Source organism: Pseudomonas brassicae (genome assembly GCF_010671725.1).
GTDB classification, from domain to species: Bacteria; Pseudomonadota; Gammaproteobacteria; order Pseudomonadales; family Pseudomonadaceae; genus Aquipseudomonas; species Aquipseudomonas brassicae.
The window spans coordinates 1-18,954 of sequence record NZ_JAAHBU010000148.1; the positions used below are offsets into that span (position 1 = coordinate 1).

General features: G+C 64.9%; 18 protein-coding genes and 1 pseudogene. 6 read left to right on the forward strand and 13 right to left on the reverse strand.

All coding sequences use genetic code 11. The features are described 5' to 3' along the window. From G3436_RS11795 to kdpF, 4 genes are all read right to left on the reverse strand, one after another. A partial coding sequence (locus G3436_RS11795; protein ID WP_163945042.1) for a potassium-transporting ATPase subunit C occupies positions 1-267 on the reverse strand: 267 nt, incomplete at its 3' end. A 15-nt stretch (positions 268-282) separates the two neighbouring features. Further along, positions 283-2,331, reverse strand: coding sequence for a potassium-transporting ATPase subunit KdpB (gene kdpB / locus G3436_RS11800; RefSeq protein WP_163945045.1), 2,049 nt, complete (start codon positions 2,329-2,331; stop codon positions 283-285). A gap of 10 nt (positions 2,332-2,341) precedes the next feature. After that, a complete protein-coding gene (kdpA, locus tag G3436_RS11805; RefSeq protein WP_163945047.1) occupies positions 2,342-4,036 on the reverse strand; it encodes a potassium-transporting ATPase subunit KdpA in 1,695 nt (564 codons plus the stop codon). A gap of 8 nt (positions 4,037-4,044) precedes the next feature. Continuing rightward, the gene (gene kdpF, locus G3436_RS11810; protein WP_043863107.1) at positions 4,045-4,134 is read right to left on the reverse strand and encodes a K(+)-transporting ATPase subunit F; all 90 of its coding nucleotides are present in this window, start codon (positions 4,132-4,134) and stop codon (positions 4,045-4,047) included. Positions 4,135-4,341: 207 nt separating this feature from the next. On the opposite strand from kdpF, the gene G3436_RS11815 reads away from it, so the two are divergent. After that, complete coding sequence (locus tag G3436_RS11815) at positions 4,342-5,283, forward strand: hypothetical protein (RefSeq protein ID WP_163945048.1); 942 nt, start codon at positions 4,342-4,344, stop codon at positions 5,281-5,283. Positions 5,284-5,311: 28 nt separating this feature from the next. Here the strand turns inward: G3436_RS11815 and G3436_RS11820 are convergent, their stop codons facing one another. The 9 genes and pseudogenes from G3436_RS11820 to G3436_RS11860 form a co-directional block, all read right to left on the reverse strand. After that, positions 5,312-6,364, reverse strand: a complete 1,053-nt coding sequence (locus G3436_RS11820; RefSeq protein ID WP_163945050.1) for an AI-2E family transporter — start codon at positions 6,362-6,364, stop codon at positions 5,312-5,314. Between the two features lie 11 nt (positions 6,365-6,375). After that, positions 6,376-7,184: pseudogene (locus G3436_RS11825) on the reverse strand (DUF4892 domain-containing protein). A gap of 115 nt (positions 7,185-7,299) precedes the next feature. Next, on the reverse strand, positions 7,300-8,151 hold the full coding sequence (locus G3436_RS11830; protein WP_163945051.1) for an alpha/beta fold hydrolase: 852 nt from the start codon (positions 8,149-8,151) through the stop codon (positions 7,300-7,302). Beyond that, positions 8,151-8,942, reverse strand: a complete 792-nt coding sequence (locus G3436_RS11835) for an alpha/beta fold hydrolase (RefSeq protein WP_163945052.1) — start codon at positions 8,940-8,942, stop codon at positions 8,151-8,153. The genes G3436_RS11830 and G3436_RS11835 overlap by 1 nt, the downstream gene beginning before the upstream one ends. Before the next feature lie 92 nt (positions 8,943-9,034). Next, positions 9,035-9,361, reverse strand: coding sequence for a hypothetical protein (locus G3436_RS11840; RefSeq protein WP_163945054.1), 327 nt, complete (start codon positions 9,359-9,361; stop codon positions 9,035-9,037). Between the two features lie 101 nt (positions 9,362-9,462). Then, on the reverse strand, positions 9,463-9,906 hold the full coding sequence (locus G3436_RS11845; protein ID WP_163945056.1) for a hotdog fold thioesterase: 444 nt from the start codon (positions 9,904-9,906) through the stop codon (positions 9,463-9,465). Positions 9,907-9,932: 26 nt separating this feature from the next. Further along, positions 9,933-10,388, reverse strand: coding sequence for a phosphohistidine phosphatase SixA (sixA, locus tag G3436_RS11850; RefSeq protein WP_163945058.1), 456 nt, complete (start codon positions 10,386-10,388; stop codon positions 9,933-9,935). After that, positions 10,385-10,732, reverse strand: coding sequence for a DUF4389 domain-containing protein (locus tag G3436_RS11855; protein WP_163945061.1), 348 nt, complete (start codon positions 10,730-10,732; stop codon positions 10,385-10,387). The genes sixA and G3436_RS11855 overlap by 4 nt, the downstream gene beginning before the upstream one ends. A gap of 15 nt (positions 10,733-10,747) precedes the next feature. Continuing rightward, the gene (locus G3436_RS11860) at positions 10,748-11,773 is read right to left on the reverse strand and encodes an NAD(P)H-dependent glycerol-3-phosphate dehydrogenase (RefSeq protein ID WP_163945064.1); all 1,026 of its coding nucleotides are present in this window, start codon (positions 11,771-11,773) and stop codon (positions 10,748-10,750) included. Positions 11,774-11,888: 115 nt separating this feature from the next. On the opposite strand from G3436_RS11860, the gene G3436_RS11865 reads away from it, so the two are divergent. The 5 genes from G3436_RS11865 to fabB all read left to right on the forward strand — a co-directional run bounded on the left by G3436_RS11865 (position 11,889) and on the right by fabB (position 18,819). After that, positions 11,889-14,054, forward strand: coding sequence for a TonB-dependent receptor plug domain-containing protein (locus G3436_RS11865; RefSeq protein WP_163945068.1), 2,166 nt, complete (start codon positions 11,889-11,891; stop codon positions 14,052-14,054). Then, complete coding sequence (locus tag G3436_RS11870; RefSeq protein WP_420801201.1) at positions 14,054-14,947, forward strand: ABC transporter substrate-binding protein; 894 nt, start codon at positions 14,054-14,056, stop codon at positions 14,945-14,947. Before G3436_RS11865 ends, G3436_RS11870 begins: the two co-directional genes overlap by 1 nt. After that, positions 14,944-16,866 carry an ATP-binding protein gene (locus G3436_RS11875; RefSeq protein ID WP_163945071.1) on the forward strand — a complete coding sequence of 641 codons (1,923 nt, stop codon included), beginning with the start codon at positions 14,944-14,946 and terminating at the stop codon, positions 16,864-16,866. Before G3436_RS11870 ends, G3436_RS11875 begins: the two co-directional genes overlap by 4 nt. Before the next feature lie 205 nt (positions 16,867-17,071). Beyond that, positions 17,072-17,587: a 3-hydroxyacyl-[acyl-carrier-protein] dehydratase FabA gene (gene fabA, locus G3436_RS11880; RefSeq protein ID WP_095157108.1), complete on the forward strand. Its 516-nt coding sequence runs from the start codon at positions 17,072-17,074 to the stop codon at positions 17,585-17,587. Between the two features lie 11 nt (positions 17,588-17,598). Then, a complete protein-coding gene (gene fabB, locus G3436_RS11885) occupies positions 17,599-18,819 on the forward strand; it encodes a beta-ketoacyl-ACP synthase I (RefSeq protein WP_163945074.1) in 1,221 nt (406 codons plus the stop codon). Positions 18,820-18,954: the final 135 nt, after the last annotated feature.

Genomic DNA, 18,954 nt, shown 5'->3' on the forward strand with positions numbered 1-18,954 from the left:
GCTCGGCGCCAGGTTGCTCGCGCCGCTGGCAACCGTGGCGTAGTCGGCTGCCGAAGGCCGCGAATGGAACCAGCCCTCGCCGGTGAACGGCTGGGCGAGCAGGCGCGAACCACGCACCTGGCCGGTATCATCACGCAGCAGGCTGCCATTGGCCTGTTCGGGGAACGCCAGTTGGGCGACCGCGGTGACCACCAGCGGGTAGGCAACGCCGGTGATCAGGCTCATCAACACAATCAGGCTCAGCGCCGCACGTACGACAGATGTCATGTCTCTCTCCTCGGTTCAGACCAGGTGCAAAGCGTTGAGCACCATGTCGATTAGCTTGATCCCGGCAAAGGGCACGATCAGCCCGCCCAGGCCGTAGATCAGCAGGTTGCGCCGCAGCAGTTGCGCCGCACTCGCCGCCTGCACCCGTACACCACGCAGCGCCAGCGGGATCAGCACCACGATGATCAGCGCGTTGAACACGATCGCCGAGACGATCGCGCTCTGCGGGCTGGCCAGTTGCATCAGGTTGAGCACGCCCAGTTGCGGGTAGATCGCCGCGAACAGCGCCGGCAAGATGGCGAAGTACTTGGCCACGTCGTTGGCGATGGAAAAGGTGGTCAGCGCGCCACGGGTCACCAGCAGTTCCTTGCCCACCTGCACCACGTCCAGCAGCTTGGTCGGGTCGCTGTCCAGGTCGACCATGTTGGCCGCCTCGCGGGCAGCCTGGGTACCATCGTTCATGGCCATGCCGACATCCGCCTGGGCCAGCGCCGGGGCATCGTTGGCGCCATCGCCACACATCGCCACCAGGCGCCCGTCACTCTGCTCCTGACGAATGCGCGCCAGTTTCTTCTCCGGCGTGGCTTCGGCGAGCACGTCGTCGACCCCGGCTTCGGCGGCGATGGCGGCGGCAGTCAGCGGGTTGTCGCCGGTCACCATCACGGTGCGGATACCCAGCTTGCGCAGCTCGGCAAAGCGTTCGCGGATGCCGGGCTTGACCACGTCCTTGAGGTGGATGACGCCGAGCAGGCGCCTGTCCACGCACACCAGCAACGGCGTGCCGCCACTCTGGGCGATGCACTCCACTTCGCGGGCCAGTGCGGCTGGCAGTTGCAGGCGCTGCATGCCGACAAAGGCCAGCACCGAGTCCACCGCGCCCTTGCGGTAGCGGTGCACGCCGACGTCGACGCCCGACAGGCGGGTTTCGGCGCTGAATGCCACGGGTACCCGCTGCGTAGCGGGCGGCGTGGCGAAGTCATGCAACTGGCGCAGGTACTCGACGATCGACTTGCCCTCGGCGGTGTCGTCGGCCAGCGAGGCGAACAAGGCGCCCTCGCCCAGCTCGCGAGCGCTGATACCTGGGGCGGCGTGCACCGCGCTGCAGCGACGGTTGCCAAAGGTGATGGTGCCGGTCTTGTCCAGCAACAGTACATGCACGTCGCCCGCCGCCTCGACCGCGCGCCCGGAGCGGGCGATCACGTTGAGCCGCACCAGGCGGTCCATCCCGGCGATGCCGATGGCCGACAGCAGGCCGCCAATGGTGGTCGGAATCAATGTCACCAGCAGCGCCGCCAGAAAGATCAGGGGGAGGCTGCCACCGGCAAAGTGCGCGAACGGCTGCAGGGTGACGACCACCACCAGGAAGATCAGCGTCAGGCCGATGAGCAGGATGTCGAGGGCGACCTCGTTGGGGGTTTTCTGGCGTTTGGCGCCTTCGACCAGCGCGATCATGCGGTCCAGGGTCGACTCGCCAGGGTTGCTGGTGATCTGCACCAGCAGCCAGTCGCTGACCAGCCGGGTGTTGCCGGTGACGGCCGAGCGATCACCGCCAGATTCGCGAATCACCGGCGCGGACTCACCGGTAATCGCCGCCTCGTTGACGGCGCCAATCCCCTCGATCACCTCGCCGTCGCCGGGGATCATCTCACCGGCCTCTACACGCACCACATCGCCTTTGCGCAACGCGCTCGCCGGCACGCTTTCGAAGCCACCGGCCACGCTGCGACGCCGCGCACTCAAGCCTTGGCTGCCGGCCTTGAGGCTGTCGGCGCGGGCCTTGCCACGGCCTTCGGCAAGGGCCTCGGCAAAGTTGGCGAACAACACGGTGAACCACAGCCACACCGCGATCTGCACGGCCACACCCGTTGGCACGGCGCTCGGCAACAGGCACAGAAGCGTGGTGAAAATGGCCGTCAGTTCAACCACCAGCATCACCGGGGCACGCTTGAGCTGACGCGGGTCGAGCTTGACGAACGCCTGCACCAGCGCTGGCCGCCACAACGCGGCAAAGCGGGTGCGGGCCGCCGCCGGAGCAGCGCTGACTTCAGGAATCGGCATATTCATGGTTGGCTCCTCACAAGCCCAGGCTCAGGTATTCGGCGACCGGGCCCAGGGCCAGGGCCGGCAGGAAGGTCAGGCCACCGATCAGCAGGATGGTCACCAGCAGCAATGTGACGAACAGGGGGCCATGGGTAGGGAAGCTGTCCTGCCCCACCGGCGCAGGCCTTTTCAGCGCCAGGCTGCCGGCCAGGGCCAGCACCGGCAGGATGTAGCCGAACCGTCCGATCAACATGCCCAGGCCGATCATCAGGTTGTGGAAGGTGGTATTGGCGCCCAGCCCGGCGAAGGCAGAACCGTTGTTGGCGCTGGCCGAGGTGTAGGCATACAGCAGTTGGCTGAAGCCATGCGGCCCCGGGTTGCTGATGGCGCCAGCCGGCCCCGCCAGGCTGGTGGCCAGCGCCCCGAGCAGCAGCACGCCGAGCGGCATCACCAGCAGCGTGGCCACCAGCAGTTGCACTTCGCGGGCCTGCAGTTTCTTGCCCAGGTACTCGGGGGTACGGCCGATCATCAGGCCGGCCAGGAACACCGCGACCAACACGTTCAGCAACATGCCGTAGAGGCCGGCGCCGACACCGCCGAAGATCACTTCACCGACCATCATGTTGACCAGCGCGACCATGCCACTGAGCGGGTTCAGGCTGTCGTGCATGTTGTTCACCGAGCCGTTGGAGGCCGCGGTGGTGGTGACGGTCCACAACACGCTGGCGGTGGTGCCGAAGCGGCTTTCCTTGCCTTCCAGCGGCGCGGCCTGTTCAACCTGCGGGTCGTTCAGCGTGGGGTTGGGCTGCAACTCCGACCATAACGCGGTCGCGCCACCGATCAGGAACAGCGCCAGCATGCAGGCGATGATGGCGCGACTCTGGCGCAGGTCCTTGACGTAGTGGCCGAAGGTGAACACCAGGGCCACGGGGATCAGGATGATCGAGGCCACCTCGAACAGGTTGCTCCAGGCGCTGGGGTTCTCGAACGGATGCGCCGAGTTGACGCCGAAGAAGCCGCCACCGTTGGTGCCCAGCTGCTTGATCGCGATCTGGCTGGCGGCCGGGCCCAGCGGTATCAACTGGTCGGCGCCTTGCAGGGTCACCGCGTGCACATAGTCGGTGAAGGTCTGCGGCACACCCTGCCATACCAGCAGCAGGGCCAGCAGCAGGCACAGCGGCAACAAGCCGTAGAGGGTAGCGCGGGTCATGTCGACCCAGAAGTTGCCCAGCGTAGCGGCCGAGCGCCGTGCGATGCCCCGGCACAGCGCCACCAGCACGGCGAGACCGGTGGCGGCGCTGACGAAGTTCTGTACGGTCAAGCCGAGCATCTGGCTCAGGTAGCTGAGCGAGGCTTCGCCGCTGTAGGACTGCCAATTGGTATTGGTCATGAAGCTGATCGCAGTATTAAACGCCAGCGACCACTCCTGGCCGGGAAGGTGTTGCGGGTTGAGCGGCAGGTGGCCTTGCAGCAGCAACACGGCAAACAGCAGCACGAAGCCTGCAAGGTTGAAGGCGAGCAACGCCAGGGCGTAGCGCTGCCAGCTCTGCTCGATACCCGGGTCGACGCCGGCCAGCCGATAGCAGCCGCGCTCCACCGGGCCCAGCAGCGGCGTCAGCCAACTGCGCTGGCCTTCCATTACCTTGTAGTAGAAACGCCCCAGCCACGGTGCCGGCAGCAGCACCAGGGCAAAGAACGCCAGCAGCAACGCGTAATCATAACTGTGCATGGCCGCCCCTAACCGCGATCGGCGCGCAGCAGCGCAGCCATCAGGTACACAAACAACGCCACTGCCAGCAGCAGTGACACCCCGTCCAGAATGCTCATGAACAATCTCCGTTCTGCGGCACGCTGCCGCTTGCGGTGATTGTCGAAAAGGTGGGCGTAAAGGCGCGAGGTGGACACGCCTGAGGGGCATCAAGAAAGCGTAAAGATTCGCCCAATGACCTGACACAAATGCCAGTAGGCGCTCACCAGGGCTTTGTTTAGGATCGGCTCGTCCCCCCTTCGGGGTCTGCATACGAGAGGCGACCCATGAACCGCAACCTGCTAACGAGCACTATTGTACTGAGCACCGCCCTGGCCGCTGGCACCAGCCACGCCGAGTTCGAGACCTTCGAGGTCGCGCAATCCGCCGAACAGGCGCAAGCCAGCAACACCGCCGGGCTGCAGACGGCCGAGCGGCTGACACGGCGCTATCACGACACCCGCCCCAATTGCGGCGTCAACTCCAAGCCAGCATTCCTGTGTACCGGCATCGTGTTGCGCGCGACCCGGGCCTTGCCCCCCAGCGAATACGCCTACAAGCCAAACAAAGAGGCCCTCATTACCGGCAGTTCATCGTTCGACTTCCTGCGCTCGGACAGCAACAACCTCGTCATGAGCAATCACTACACCAGCGGCTTCATCTTCTACCCGGTGCTGGACGCCCCTGCGGATAAAACCAAGGTGCAGGTACTGTGCTATTTCCCCCTGGACGGGAACTCGAACGCCCGCGACCAGGAGGGTTGCGGCACGTATGCAAAGTATGGGGCGATCAGCAGCCCTTGCACCGATCAAGGTATCAAGACGGCTGAGCAATGGTTCGAGCGCTTCAAGGCAGACGTCAACACTGACGGCAAGCGCTGCAGTTTCGATGTCAGGGATGCGCTGAACAATCAGGCCGGGCTGAACTTCCAGGAAGGCTTGCGTGCCAAGCGCCTGGCCAATGCCAGCTACCCGGCGGTCAGGACGCCAGGTAGCCTGAAGCTGGAGAACTGGCAGATGGCGACGACCAAGGACGCTCGCGCCGTTCCCCTCGAAGCCTTTATCTACCTGGCGGGGACCAGTGAGAGCGCGGCGCTGGCCCAGGCCCGCAACAGCCAGCAGCAGTACCAGCGGATTTCCGGGATCAGAGTGCCGGTAATTCGCCTGCAATTGCCGGCCACCGTGAACAGCAACGCAACCTTCACCTTCCGCCCCCAGGACCAGAACTGAACAGCGGCCGCATTGGCGAGGCGATGCATCAGGTGCGCGGCGGGCCCGCCGGCTCGCTGCGCGTCCAGTCCAGCAGCAGGCTGTAGGCCACCGCCAGCAGTGTCGGGCCGATGAACAGGCCGATGAAGCCGAATGCCAGCAACCCGCCGAACACCCCGAGCAGCACGATCACCAGTGGCAGGTTGCCGCCACGGCTGATCAGGTACGGCTTGAGCACGTTGTCCACGCCACTGATGATGAACGTGCCCCAGATGCCGAGGAATATCGCCATGCCGTACTGCCCCTGCCAGGCCAGCCACGCCGTGGCCGGCACCCAGGCCAGTGGCGGGCCCATCGGGATCAGGCTGAGCATGAAGGTTACCAGCCCCAGCACCAGTGCCCCCGGCACCCCGGCGATCACAAAGCCGATCAGGGCCAGCAGGGCTTGCGCCGCCGCCGTGCCGATGACCCCGTTGACCACCCGCTGCACCGTGCCGGCCACCAGCTCCAGGTAGTACTCGGCACGCTCCCCGATCAGCCGGTTCAGCAGGCGCAGCACGAAGGCTGACAGGCGCGGGCCGTCGCGGTAGAAGAAAAACACGAAGACCAGGCTCAGGCTCAGCTCGAGGATCCCGCTGCCGATCTGCGCACTGCGCGCCAGCAACCAGTTGCCGACCTGCCCCAGGTGCGGCTTGATTGCCGCCAGCAAGGCCGCCCCCTGCTGATCGAGGGTGTCCCAGAAACCCACCAGACGCTCGCCCACCAGCGGCACAGCGCCCAGCCAGGCGGGGGCATCGGGCAGGCCATCGACCTGCACGTCACGCACAAAAGCGGTGGCATCACGGATGTGGTCGGCCAGGTTGAAGCCCAGCCACACCAACGGCATCGCCACCAGCAGCATCCACACCACCGTCAGTACACTCGCCGCCAGGGTTTCGCGCCCCCCCAGCAATCGTGTCAGCAGGCGCATCAGCGGCCAGCTGGCATAGGCCAGGATCGCCCCCCAGAGCAGGGCCGAGATGAACGGCGCCATCACCCACAGGCCCGCCCCCAGCAGGCCGAGAAGCAGGATCTGCACCAACAGACGATCATTGTTGAGCATGGCGTCCCCGGTCAGCGAATCAATTCGACATGCAAGCCGGCAGCCGGCTGCGTACCCACTTCAAGCCGCGCCTGGCGCACGCCAGCCTTGACCAGTTGCTCGTGCAGGCTTGGGCCTGGGCGCCGGTCAGGCTGACGCGCAAGGTGGTGTTCAGGTTGAGGCTGCGCGATAACAGGTTGACCCATGCCGGCTGCGGTTCACCCGTGAGGTCGGCATAGTCGAGCTTGCCGGTGCTGAGCAATTCGCGCTGCACCGTGGCCGGCGTCGGCAGCACTTCGCCCAGCGGCGCATTGGCGACAAACTCTTCCACATGCAGGTAAGCGCGCTTGTTGCCTTTGGTGATGCTGTACAGCGCCACCAGCGTATCGCTGGCAGCGCCCGAGCGGCGCAGCAGGATGAACGCCTGCTGGTTGTCGGCACCGGTCAGGTTGAAGTTGCCCGCCAGTTGCGCGGACCACAGACTGCTTTCACCGCAGTCCTGCGCCTGGCACCAGAACAGCGGATAACCACCGGCAGCCTGAAAGGCTTCGCGCGCGGCGGTGAACGCTTCGTTGGCGCTGCGCTCGCCCGGCAACTGGTAAGTGACATAGCTGACCCGGCCACGCGCCTCGACCTTGCCTTCCATGCGCACAACATTGCTGATCTTGCGCAGCGAACCCAGCGGGTACACCCGCTCCTGTTCAAGTTGTCGTTCCTGCTCGCCAGACTCGCGCACGGGCTTGGCGTCCACCGGGACCGGCAACGGATCGGCCCACAACGGGGTGCAGGCGAACACGGCAAGCCCGACAAGGCCTGTACGAATCAGACGCGAAATACTCATTGGCGCACCATGGCACAAACGGCCTCGATGGCGATAAACGGTGCAACGGTGTCGCGCTTGATCATGGTTGTCTCCCTGTTCAACCCGCCAAGCCTCGACAGTTGCCCGCCGCAAGTCAAGGAATGGCAAAGAAGCGATTGAAACAGTCTGCAACAAGGCCTGCACCGAGCTCATCGTTCAAGTGCAGGTGATGCCCGCCCGGCAACTGCTCCAGGCTAAAGGGTAGCTGTTCGAGCAGGCCCGTGTTGCGCGCCAGCATGCCATCGCCGGCGACCACCAAGCGGGTCGGGCAGGCAATCCGCTGCACGAATGTCATGGCCTGTGCTTCGCTCATGCGCAGTGGCGAAGGGAGCGTCAGGCGGCTGTCGCTGCGCCAGGTGTAGCCCCCTGGCACCGGCATCAGGCCGCGCTGGGCAAGCAATTCGGCCGCTTCACGGGTGACTGCCACCATGCCCTGCATGCGCGCCTGCACCGCTTGCTCCAGGGTCGGGTACACCGTCTTGCCGCGCAGGCCCTGACGCAGTTGCGCCTGCAACGCCATGCCCATCCGTTCGGCAGTGTCATGGGGGCCGGCGCCTGGCGGTATCACCCCGTCGATCAGCGCCAGGCGGCTGATGCGCTCGGGCAAGGCACCTGCCAGCACCACGGCGATGATCGCCCCCAGCGAATGGCCCAGCAGGGCGAAGCGCGGCCAGCCCAGCTGTTCGGCCACGCGCAGTACGTCGTAGGCATAATCCCACAGTGCGTAGCTGGCGCCCGGCGGCCGGTGTTCGGAGTAACCATGGCCGGCCAGGTCCAGCGCCACCACACGCAGCCCGTGCAAGCGGGGCGCCAGGCGGGCGAAGGTGTTGGCATTGTCGAGCCAGCCATGCAAGGCAATCACCGGTTGCCCGTCGGCGGGGCCAAACAGGTGTGCAGCCAGTTCGATGTGGCCCAGGTCCAGGCGCACCTCCTCGACAGCCTGCATCACACGCCCGCCTGCCAGCGGTCGAACAGCCCCTTGATCAGGCTGGCGGTGTCATGCGGGCGCTCCAGCGGGAACATGTGCCCGCCCGGCACGCTGTGGTACTCGCCCTGGGGCATGTTGCGCACGGCCCGTGCATGGTGCTGGCGCACCACCTTGCTGCGGGTGCCGCGCACCATCGCCAGCGGCAGCGTGAACTGCCGACTGCGCCCCGGGGTAATGTGCGGCAGGCTGCGGTAGATGCTGATCTCGGTGGCCGGGTCGAAGCGCAACCGCAACTGCTCGCCATCGGCATGCAGGCCGTGTTCCAGGTAGGCCTCGAAACACTCGGGGTCGAAGTGGCGGAACAAGGCTTTGCCGGTGAAATAGGCACGCGCACTGTCGCGGTCGGCGAACGCTTCGCGTCGCCCCAGGGTGCGCCCGGCCGGGGTAATGCGGTCGATGAAGCCCAGCCGCTTGGCCAACTGGATCAGCCACTCATCGGCACGCGTCAGCACCGGCGAATCGAGCATCACCACCCCCCGGTAGTACTGCGGGCAACGCAATGCGGCGTGCAGGTGCAGCACCCCGCCCAGCGAGTGCCCTACCCCCCAAACCGGCGCAGGCTGGCGCTGCAGGTGATGGAGCAATTCGTCCACCAGGCTCTGCCAGTTGTCATTCACCACAAAGCGCGGGTCATGGGCATGCAGTGGCAGGTGGCTGACCTGATAGTCAGGCGCCAGCGCCGCAAACAGCTTGCCGTAGGTTGCCGAAGGAAAGCCGTTGGCGTGGGCGAAAAAGATCTGCTGCGTCATGGTCGCCGGTCCGCGTGGGGGAATGGCGACATTGTGGGTGTCACTGCAACACCCGGCAACATCCGTACAGGCCATGCAGCACGACGATCAGGTCATTGCACGTCAAAACAGGCGATGGAACGCTGCAGGCAGGCCTGCAGGTACAACAGCTGATACTCCAGCGCTTCACGTGCCTTGCGTTGATGATCCGGGCTCAGTTGCGCCCTTCGCAGCGCCAGGCAGGTGGTCTGCAGCTTGTGCCCCATCTCCAGGCAAGACTCGCGAAACTGCTTGAGTTCACGCAACCCTTCGAGGCGCCGCATCAACTCATCGAGCTTGGCATCGGCACTGTCCTTGAGCACATGGTACTCGGCGAATTCGAGCGCTCTGGCACCCTCGACCTGTCGCACAATGTCGTGAAAATACGCCGAACCCGCCATTTCAACATCATATTTGCCATCACCCGCTCCTGTCGTACACCGATGGCAGTACCTGGGAACACGCTAACAAGGCGGGCAATGGGCAACAACTGACAGAAATATCAGGTCGCTGGCGGGCTGTCCCCCAACGCGATCACCGCGATGGTCAACCGTGAAATACAACTGGTCTTGCCATCTTCGGTGCTCAGGCGAATATCCCATACATGGGTGCTGCGACCGATGTGGACCGGCCGCGCGGTGGCGGTGACGCGCCCGCTGCGTACGCCACGCAGGTGGTTGGCATTGATTTCGAGGCCCACGCAATAGAACCGGCGGGTGTCGATGCACAGGTAGCTGGCCATGGAGCCGACGGTTTCGGCCAGCACCACCGATGCACCACCATGCAACAGGCCGAACGGCTGATGGGTGCGGTGGTCAACCACCATGCTGGCGCTCAGGGAGTCTTCGCTGAACGATTCGAAACGGATGTCCAGTACCTCGCCAATGGTGTTCGCCTGGCGGGCATTGAGCTGGTCGATATCGGGCTGGGTTTTCCACAGGCTCATGGGGCAGTCCTTGTCGGTGGGTGCGATCAGGGGTGGGTAAGGCAACGCAAGGTCATCAGGCCGGCCAGCGGATAATCGCCGTCGAGCTCGGCCAGGCTGGCGGTGCTCATCGGCGCCGGCTGCTGGCAGTGACCGTGTTCGAGCAGGCTGACCAGGGCCCCCACCAGCGGCTGATGGCTGACCAGCAGCACCTGTTCCAGGCCCAGCTTGTCCAGCTCGGCGATGACCTGCTGCGGGTGGCTGTCCGGGGTCAGCCAGGGGACGGTCTGCACCGGTTTGTCGAAACCCAGTGCGTCGTGCACAAGCGCGGCCGTCTGTTGTGCACGTACGTAGGGGCTGGCCAGGATCAGCTGCGGCGTGTGCCCGAGCAGTACTGCGGCGCTGCGCAGTACCTGCTCACGGCCGTGGGCGGTCAGGCGGCGTGCGGCATCGCTGTTGGCGTGCGGCTCGGCTTCACCGTGGCGCAGCACCCACAACTTCACAGCTTGGGCTCTTCGTCACGCACCGGGTGCGGCGCAGGCGGCACGCTGTGCGCCGCTTCGCCTTCAGGCGCACGCGGCGTGGGCCAGTCAGCGAACGGCCAGGGCTTCTGGTCACTGTGAAAACTGCCGAAGCGGCCGATCTGGGCGAGGAACTGGCTCAGGCTGTCGCCAAAATTCATCAGGCTCGCGCTTGGCGCGCCATAGATCAGCCGGTACACCAGTTGCACCACGACCAGCCCCGCCAGCAGCAGCTCGGCCAATTGCCAGACCAATACAAACACCAGCATCCAAAGCACCCGCAGGATGATCGACTCGCGCTGTGCCTGTTTCGGGGATTCGTTCATGCCTTGCTCCTGTGTTCAGTTGAAACCACTGGTGGAAATGAAATCGACGTCGGTTTTCGGCTCGCCCCGCATGAGCAGCTCGATCACCTGGTTGAGCGTACGGCCTTCGAACAGGATCGCATGCAAGCCCGCCACCAGCGGCATGTAGACCTGTACTTCCTGGGCCTTGGCCTTGAGCACCTTGAGGGTGTTGACACCTTCGGCCACTTCGCCAAGGCGATTGACTGCCTCCTCCAGGCTCAGGCCCTGCCCCAGGGCATGACCGACCTGATAATTGCGGCTCTTGGGCGAGGAACAGGTGACGATCAGGTCGCCGACCCCGGCCAGGCCCAGGAACGTCATCGGGTTGGCGCCCTGGCTCACGGCAAAGCGGGTCATCTCGGCCAGCGCCCGGGTAATCAGCATGCTCTTGGTGTTTTCGCCCATGCCCAGCGCCACGGCCATGCCGGCAATGATCGCGTAGACGTTTTTCAGCGCACCGCCCAGCTCCACGCCAAAGCGGTCATTGCTGGCATAGACGCGGAAGGTGCGCCCGTGCAGTACCGCCTGCACACGCTGGCACAGCTGTTCGTCCTCGCTGGCGACCACCGTGGCGGTCAACGCGTGCTCGGCCACCTCACGCGCCAGGTTCGGCCCGGACAGCACGCCAATGCGTGCCTGCGGGGCGATGTCCTCGAGGATCTGGCTCATCAGCTTGAAGGTCTGCGCTTCGATACCCTTGGTCAGGCTCACCAGCAGCTTGGCACCGAGCAACTCGGCGTGCGGCGCCAGCACACTGCGCAAGGCGCTGGAGGGCAAGGCAACAAACACCAGCTCGCAGGCCTGCAAGGTCGCGAGCAGGTCGTTGACCGGCTCGACCCCGGGGTGGATTTTCACGCCCTTGAGGTAGCGCGGGTTTTCGCGGTTGCTGCGCATGGCCTCGGCCTGTTCGGGGTCGCGCATCCATTGCCGCACCCCAACGCCGTTTTCGGCCAGCAGATTCGCCACGGCGGTACCGAAGCTCCCGCCTCCCAGAACTGCAACAGGCTGCTGCTCAGTCATATCCAATCCGTTAAACCATAAAAGTGGCGATGCCGGCATTATACGGAGGCTTGGGGCCACGACCAGCGCCAGATGTGCGATTGGACCGCCGCGATGCTGCTTCGATCACTGGAAAATGCCGGCTACTCGGTTAACATGCGCGGTTACTACCTGCAATCAAGGCCGCGCCGTGCTCTTTGGCCCTCCTGTTTCACGCCCACTGTTTCTGCTGACTGCCCTGCTGGGCGGCCAGGCCATGGCGGACGATCTGTTCGTCGACAGCCAGGCGCTGCCGCAGATCCTCACCGCCACCCGGCTCAAGCAGTCGCCGGCCGCCGTGCCGGGCAGCATGAGCGTGCTCGACAGCGAGCTGATCCGGGCCAGTGGCGCGCGCGATATCCCCGAACTGCTGCGTCTGGTCCCCGGCATGATGATCGGCTACGGCGCCGGCAACCAGCCGAGCGTCAACTATCACGGCAGCAACGGCAAGGATGCACGGCGCATGCAGGTGCTGATCGACGGCCGCTCGGTGTACCGTGCAGGTCTGGCCACGGTGGACTGGAGCGACATCCCGCTGGCGCTGGAAGATGTCGAGCGCATCGAGGTGTTCCGCGGGCCCAACACGGTCAGCTATGGCGCCAACGCGCTGATGGCGGTGGTCAACATTCTCACCCGCAGCCCCGCCGACAGCCACGGCAGCCGCCTCAAGGTGACCCGCGGGCAGCGTGGCATCAATGACTGGTTCGCCAGCCAGGGCATGGGCTGGGACGGTGGCGACCTGCGCCTGTCGCTGTCGGGCATGCAGGACGACGGCTTCGACCACGACGCCGTCGGCCAGGACTATCGCGACAGCCGTCGCCTGAGCCGCCTGAGCCTGAGCGCCAGCCATGCGCTGGGCGCCGACCAGAGCCTGGACTGGCAGTTCTCCGCCAAGGAGGGCAGCGATCAGCGCCCCTACACCTATGCGCCGGTGTTCTACGGCGTGACCGGTGCCGGCAACAATGCCGACGTGAGCGCCAAGGACTATGCCGGCTCGGTACGCTGGACCCTCGACCTCGACCCGCAGCACAGCCTGTACGCGCAGGCCTCGGCACTGCACTGGGATCGCCAGCACGTGTGGCGCGCCTGCGATGCGGCGATCTCGTTCAGCCCGCAACTGACCCGGCTGTGGCGGCTCAACCCCGACTATACCGAGCGCCTGGCACGCAACATTACTGCGCCGATCCCGCCCGGCAGCGCCCAGGAGCAGGCACTGGCCACCCAGGTCAAGCAGCAGTGGCAGCGCGGCGGGGCCGATCAGGTGTGCGGCGACATCGACCAGAGCACCCGTGAAACCCGCGTGGACCTTGAACTGCAGGACACCCTGAGCCTGTCCGAAAGCCTGCGCCTGGTCAGCGGGGTCAACTACCGTTACGACCGCGCCGACTCGCAGACCTATTTCAATGGCAGCCTGGACGACACCACCTGGCGCCTGTTCGGCCAGCTCGAATGGCAGGCCGACGAGCACTGGATCGTGCAGGGCGGCGCAATGTTCGAAGACACGCGCGGGGCCGGCAGCTCGCTGACTCCGCGCCTGGCGCTCAACTACCTGATCACCCCGCGCCACGGCCTGCGCGCGGTGTATTCGGAGGCGGTGCGCTCACCGGACATGTTCGAGAACAACGTCGACTGGAGCTACCGGGTCGACAACCTCAGCCCCGCCGCATTCGGCCGGCGCAGCGCCGACTACTTCGTCAAGACCCGCGGCCCGGGCAACCTCGACCAGGAGCGCATGCGCTCACGCGAACTGGGCTACAACGGCTATTTCAGCCAGGCACAACTGGGCGTCGACTTCAAACTGTTCCATGACCAGATCACCGGCATGGTCAGCGAGCCGCTGCGCAACAATCAGTACATTGCCAGCAATACCAACAAGGCTCGCTTCACCGGCAGCGAGATGCAGCTGGACTGGCACCTGAGCGCTGCCGACCGCCTGCGCCTGACCTATGCCTACGTCGATGCCTGGGCCAGCAACCCCGACGATCACGCCATGAGCGCACGCAACAGCGGCTCGGCTGGCTGGTTGCGCGAATGGGGCCAGGGCTGGTCCAGTGCCCTGTTCTACTATGGCGACGACGCGCTCAATCAGTACCGTTTCGAACGCCTTGACCTGCGTGTGGCCAAGCGTATCGCACTGCCGCGTGCCAGCCTGGAGCTGGCCGGCATGCTCCAGCAGCGCCTGGATGACGAACCCACCAGTGCCCTGCACAACCGCTATGACAGCCGCCATGTGCTGTACCTCAGCGCGGAACTGGCGTTCTGATGCGCCTGTTGAGGCATTGCCTGCTGCTGATGCTGATGTGGCCGCTGACGGCGCTTTGCGCCGGCGACATCGTGCTCACTGCGGCCCAGGGCAGTACCGCGGTACGCGACTTCGTCGAGGCCCTGCGCAAGCAGCGGCCTGCCGACCAGGTGCGCTTCGTGCGCGTGGCCCAGTTGCCTGCGCCCGACCGCCTGAAGGCCGACACACGCCTGATCCTGCTGGATACGGCCGCCCTGGACTGGCGTCTGACCCAGGCCGCCGGCCCCCCCGCGCTGGCGTTGCGGGTCACCCGGGTGCAGGCCGATCGACGCCTGGGCGGCTTGCGCCCCGCCTACCTGAGCCTGCTGTGGAGTGACCCGCCGCTGAGCCGTCAGTTGCGCCTGATCCACTACCTGTTGCCGCAAGCCAGGCGCATTGGCGTGCTCTACGCTGAACACAGCAGCTTCCTGCTCGACGAACTGCGCCGGGCCGCTCGGCCGCTGGGCCTGGAAGTGGTCGCGCAGGCCTGGCCCGACACCCGTGACAGTCGGCCGGTGCAGGCCGTGCTCAAGGACAGCGATGTGCTGCTGGGGCTCGACGACACGCAACTGTACAACCCCCACACCGCGAAGAACCTGCTGCTCAGCAGCTATGCGCGACAGGTACCGCTGATCGGGCCCAATGCCGGGTTCGTGCGTGCCGGAGGGCTGGCCAGCACCCTGAGTGATCAGCAAGACTGGCTGGCGGTGCTCGAACGCCTGCTGGACCAGCCGCCGGCGCTATGGCCGCGGGAACACTACCCCGAGCATTTTCGCGTGATCGGCAATGCGCAGGTTGCCCGCGCGCTGGGCATTGAAGCGATAGATCCGGTTGCGGCACAACAGGCCGTGGCTGCAGGAGAGATCCACCCGTGAAGAGACTTAGCTGGGACATCAACACCCGCACCCAGATCATCAGCCTGGGCCCTGCCCTGCTGCTGACGCTGCTGTTGATCAGTTTTTTCACCTTCGTGCGCATCCAGGACTTGCGCCAGGAGCTCAACCATACCGGCCAACTGATCGCCAACCAATTGGCTCCGGCCTCGGAATACGGGGTGATCTCGGGCAACGACGATGTGCTTGAGAGCCTGATGCGGGCCACCCTGACCATTCCGCACGTACGTTTTCTCGAAGTGCAGGACAGTGCCAACCACATCCTGGTGTATGTCGAGCAACCCGACGAACATGAAAACCGGCCCCAGCAGGTCGAGGTGTTCCAGGCGCCGATCCGCCTGCAGCGGATCTTTCTGGAAAATGACTTCCTGCACAATGGCAGCCCTGCTCCGTCCAACGGCGATGACTACCTGGGGCGGGTGATCGTCGGCATGTCCGATGACGCGTTCAACCAGCGCCAGCAGGAAATCGTCATCAAGGCCGCCATCCTGGCGCTGTTCGCCCTGCTCTTCACCTTTGTGCTCGCGCGCCGCCTGGCCCTCAGCCTGTCACGCCCGATCAGCGACATGGGGCATGCGGTCAAGGCGATCCAGCAAGGCGACTTCAACGCTCCCCTGCCGGTCGTCGACGACAGCGAGCTGGGCCACCTGGCCCGGCACATCAACAACCTCGCCAGCGGCCTGGCCCAGGCCAGCCACGAACAGCAGCAGGCCATCGCCCAACTGATCCAGGCCCGTGAAGAGGCCGAACAGGCCAACAAGGCCAAGTCGGACTTCCTGGCCATGATGAGCCATGAGCTGCGCACGCCGATGAACGGTGTGCTGGGCATGCTGCAACTGCTGCAGACCACCCTGCTCAGCGAAGAACAGAGCGAGTATGCCGCGGTGGCCAGCGAGTCCACCGGGCACCTGCTCAAGGTCATCAATGACATCCTCGATTTCTCGCGGATCGAACGCACCACGCTGGAACTGGAGCACATCGACTTCAACCTGGCCGAACTGATCGGCAGTTGCACCCAGTCGTTCCAGCATGCCGCCCAGCAGCGCGGGCTGTTGCTGCAGGCACCGTTGCCACCGGGCATGGAGCAGTTGCGCGTAGCCGGCGACCCCACGCGGATCCGCCAGGTGCTGGTCAACCTGATCGGCAACGCACTGAAGTTCACCGAGCACGGCAGCGTGCAGATCGAACCGCGCTGGCAGGTACTCGACCGCCAACTGATCTGGTTCACCTGCGCGGTGCGCGATACCGGCATCGGCATCGACAGCACGCGCCTGGAGACCATGTTCCAGGCCTTCCAGCAGGCCGACAGCTCGATTTCGCGGCGCTACGGCGGCACCGGCCTGGGCTTGTCGATCGCCCGCACCCTGACCGAACGCATGGGCGGTACCCTGCGCGCCGAAAGCCGCGAGGGCAAAGGCTCGACCTTTACCCTGGAAATGCCCCTGGCGCTGTGTGCCCAGGCGAGCAGCCCCCTGCTCGCCACAAAGTCCGGGGCAGACGCGGGCCAGGGGCGCTGCGTGCTGCTGGTGGAAGACAATCCGGTAAACCAGGCAGTGACCCAGGCCATGCTGCGCAGCCTGGGCTTCGAGGTGCGCATCGCCGCCGATGGCGCCCAGGCGGTGCTGCTGGCCAGCCGCGAGCGGTTTGCCGCCATCCTGATGGATTGCCGCTTGCCGATCATCGACGGCTATGAAGCCACCCGGCGTATCCGCCAGCTCCCGCATGCGGCACACCTGCCGATCATCGCGCTGACCGCCAATGCCTTGCAGGGCGATCGGGAGCACTGCCTGGGCGCAGGCATGGACGACTACCTGAGCAAGCCGTTCAAACGCACCGACCTGCAGCAGATTCTGCAACGTTGGCTGCCCGCAGAGGCATCTGTGACTGGCGATAAATGCTAAAGTGCGGCAGTCTTACAGACTGAACCGGGCCCTTGCCGGGCTTGTCATAAAATTTTCAGTGCACAAGTGTACATCTTCGTTCGCTGTGCTGTGACTTTCACTACAACGCAATAGTCTATGTGTAGGCTGCCGCCCCAAGCCTGAGGCTTTTGGGTCGGTCGGGAAGATCTACCCCGTGCCGCACGGTGACTATTGAGGAGCTCGCATGACCAAACAAAACGCCTTTACCCGGGAAGACCTGCTGCGCTGCAGTCGCGGTGAGCTGTTCGGCCCAGGTAACGCGCAACTGCCCGCCCCGAACATGCTGATGGTGGATCGCATCACGCATATCAGTGAAGAGGGTGGCAAGTACGGCAAGGGTGAATTGGTCGCCGAGCTGGATATCACTCCAGACCTGTGGTTCTTCGCCTGCCATTTCGAAGGCGACCCGGTGATGCCAGGCTGCCTGGGCCTGGATGCCATGTGGCAGTTGGTCGGTTTCTTCCTGGGCTGGCAGGGCTTGCCAGGCCGTGGCCGGGCCCTGGGTTCGGGCGAGGTGAAATTCTTCGGCCAGGTCCTGCCGACCGCCAAGAAGGTTACCTACAACATCCATATCAAGCGCGTCCTGAAAGGCAAGCTGAACATGGCCATCGCCGATGGCTCGGTCAGCGTCGACGGCCGCGAGATCTACACCGCCGAAGGCCTTCGTGTCGGTGTATTTACCTCCACTGAAAATTTCTAAGGGTTATTCGCATGCGCCGCGTCGTAATCACAGGTCTGGGCATCGTATCGTGCCTGGGCAATGACAAAGAGACCGTCTCCGAAAACCTGCGTAAAAGCCGTCCGGGCATCCGTTTCAACCCGGACTACAAGGAAATGGGGCTGCGCAGCCAGGTTTCCGGCTCCATCGACCTCAACCTTGAAGAGCTGATCGACCGCAAGGTGTTCCGCTTCGTCGGCCACGCGGCTGCCTACGCCTACCTGGCGATGCAGGACGCGATCAAGGACTCGGGCCTGACCGAAGAGCAGGTGTCCAACCCGCGTACCGGCCTGATCGCCGGCTCCGGCGGCGCGTCGACCCTGAACCAGATGGAAGCGCTGGACATCCTGCGCGAAAAAGGCGTCAAGCGCGTTGGCCCATACCGCGTCACGCGGACCATGAGCAGCACCGTGTCGGCGTGCCTGGCCACCCCGTTCAAGATCAAGGGCCTGAACTACTCCATCGCCTCGGCGTGCGCCACCAGCGCACACTGTATCGGTACCGCGATGGAACAGATCCAGATGGGCAAGCAGGACGTGGTGTTCGCCGGCGGCGGTGAAGAGGAGCACTGGAGCCAGTCGTTCCTGTTCGACGCCATGGGCGCATTGTCCAGCAAGCGCAACGACACCCCGGAAAAAGCCTCGCGTGCCTACGATGCCGACCGTGACGGCTTCGTCATCGCCGGTGGCGGCGGCATGGTAGTGGTCGAGGAGCTGGAGCACGCTCTGGCCCGCGGCGCGAAGATCTATGCCGAAATCGTCGGCTACGGCGCGACCTCCGATGGCTACGACATGGTTGCCCCGAGCGGCGAAGGCGCGATCCGCTGCATGCAGCAGGCGCTGTCCACCGTCGACACCCCGATCGACTACCTGAACACCCACGGCACCTCGACCCCGGTTGGTGACGTTGCGGAAATGAAAGGTGTACGTGAAGTGTTCGGCGACAAGGCCCCGGCCATCAGCTCGACCAAGAGCCTGTCGGGCCACTCGCTGGGCGCTGCCGGCGTTCACGAGGCGATCTACTGCATGCTGATGATGGAAGGCAACTTCATTGCCGGTTCCGCCAACATCGACGAGCTGGACCCGGCTGTAGCCGACCTGCCGGTACTGCGCGAAACCCGCGAGAACGCCAAGATCGATACCGTGATGAGCAACAGCTTCGGTTTCGGCGGCACCAATGCCACCCTGGTGCTCAAGCGCTGGGCAGGCAAGTAAGCCGGGGCTAGTCCCTTGCTGTAAAAACGCCCCGACTGGTTCGCGTTTTTGTATGTGGCTTTCGGCCCCCTTCGCTGGCAAGCCAGCTCCCACAGGCTTTGCAGCGCTCACACTACCTGCGGGAGCTGGCTTGCC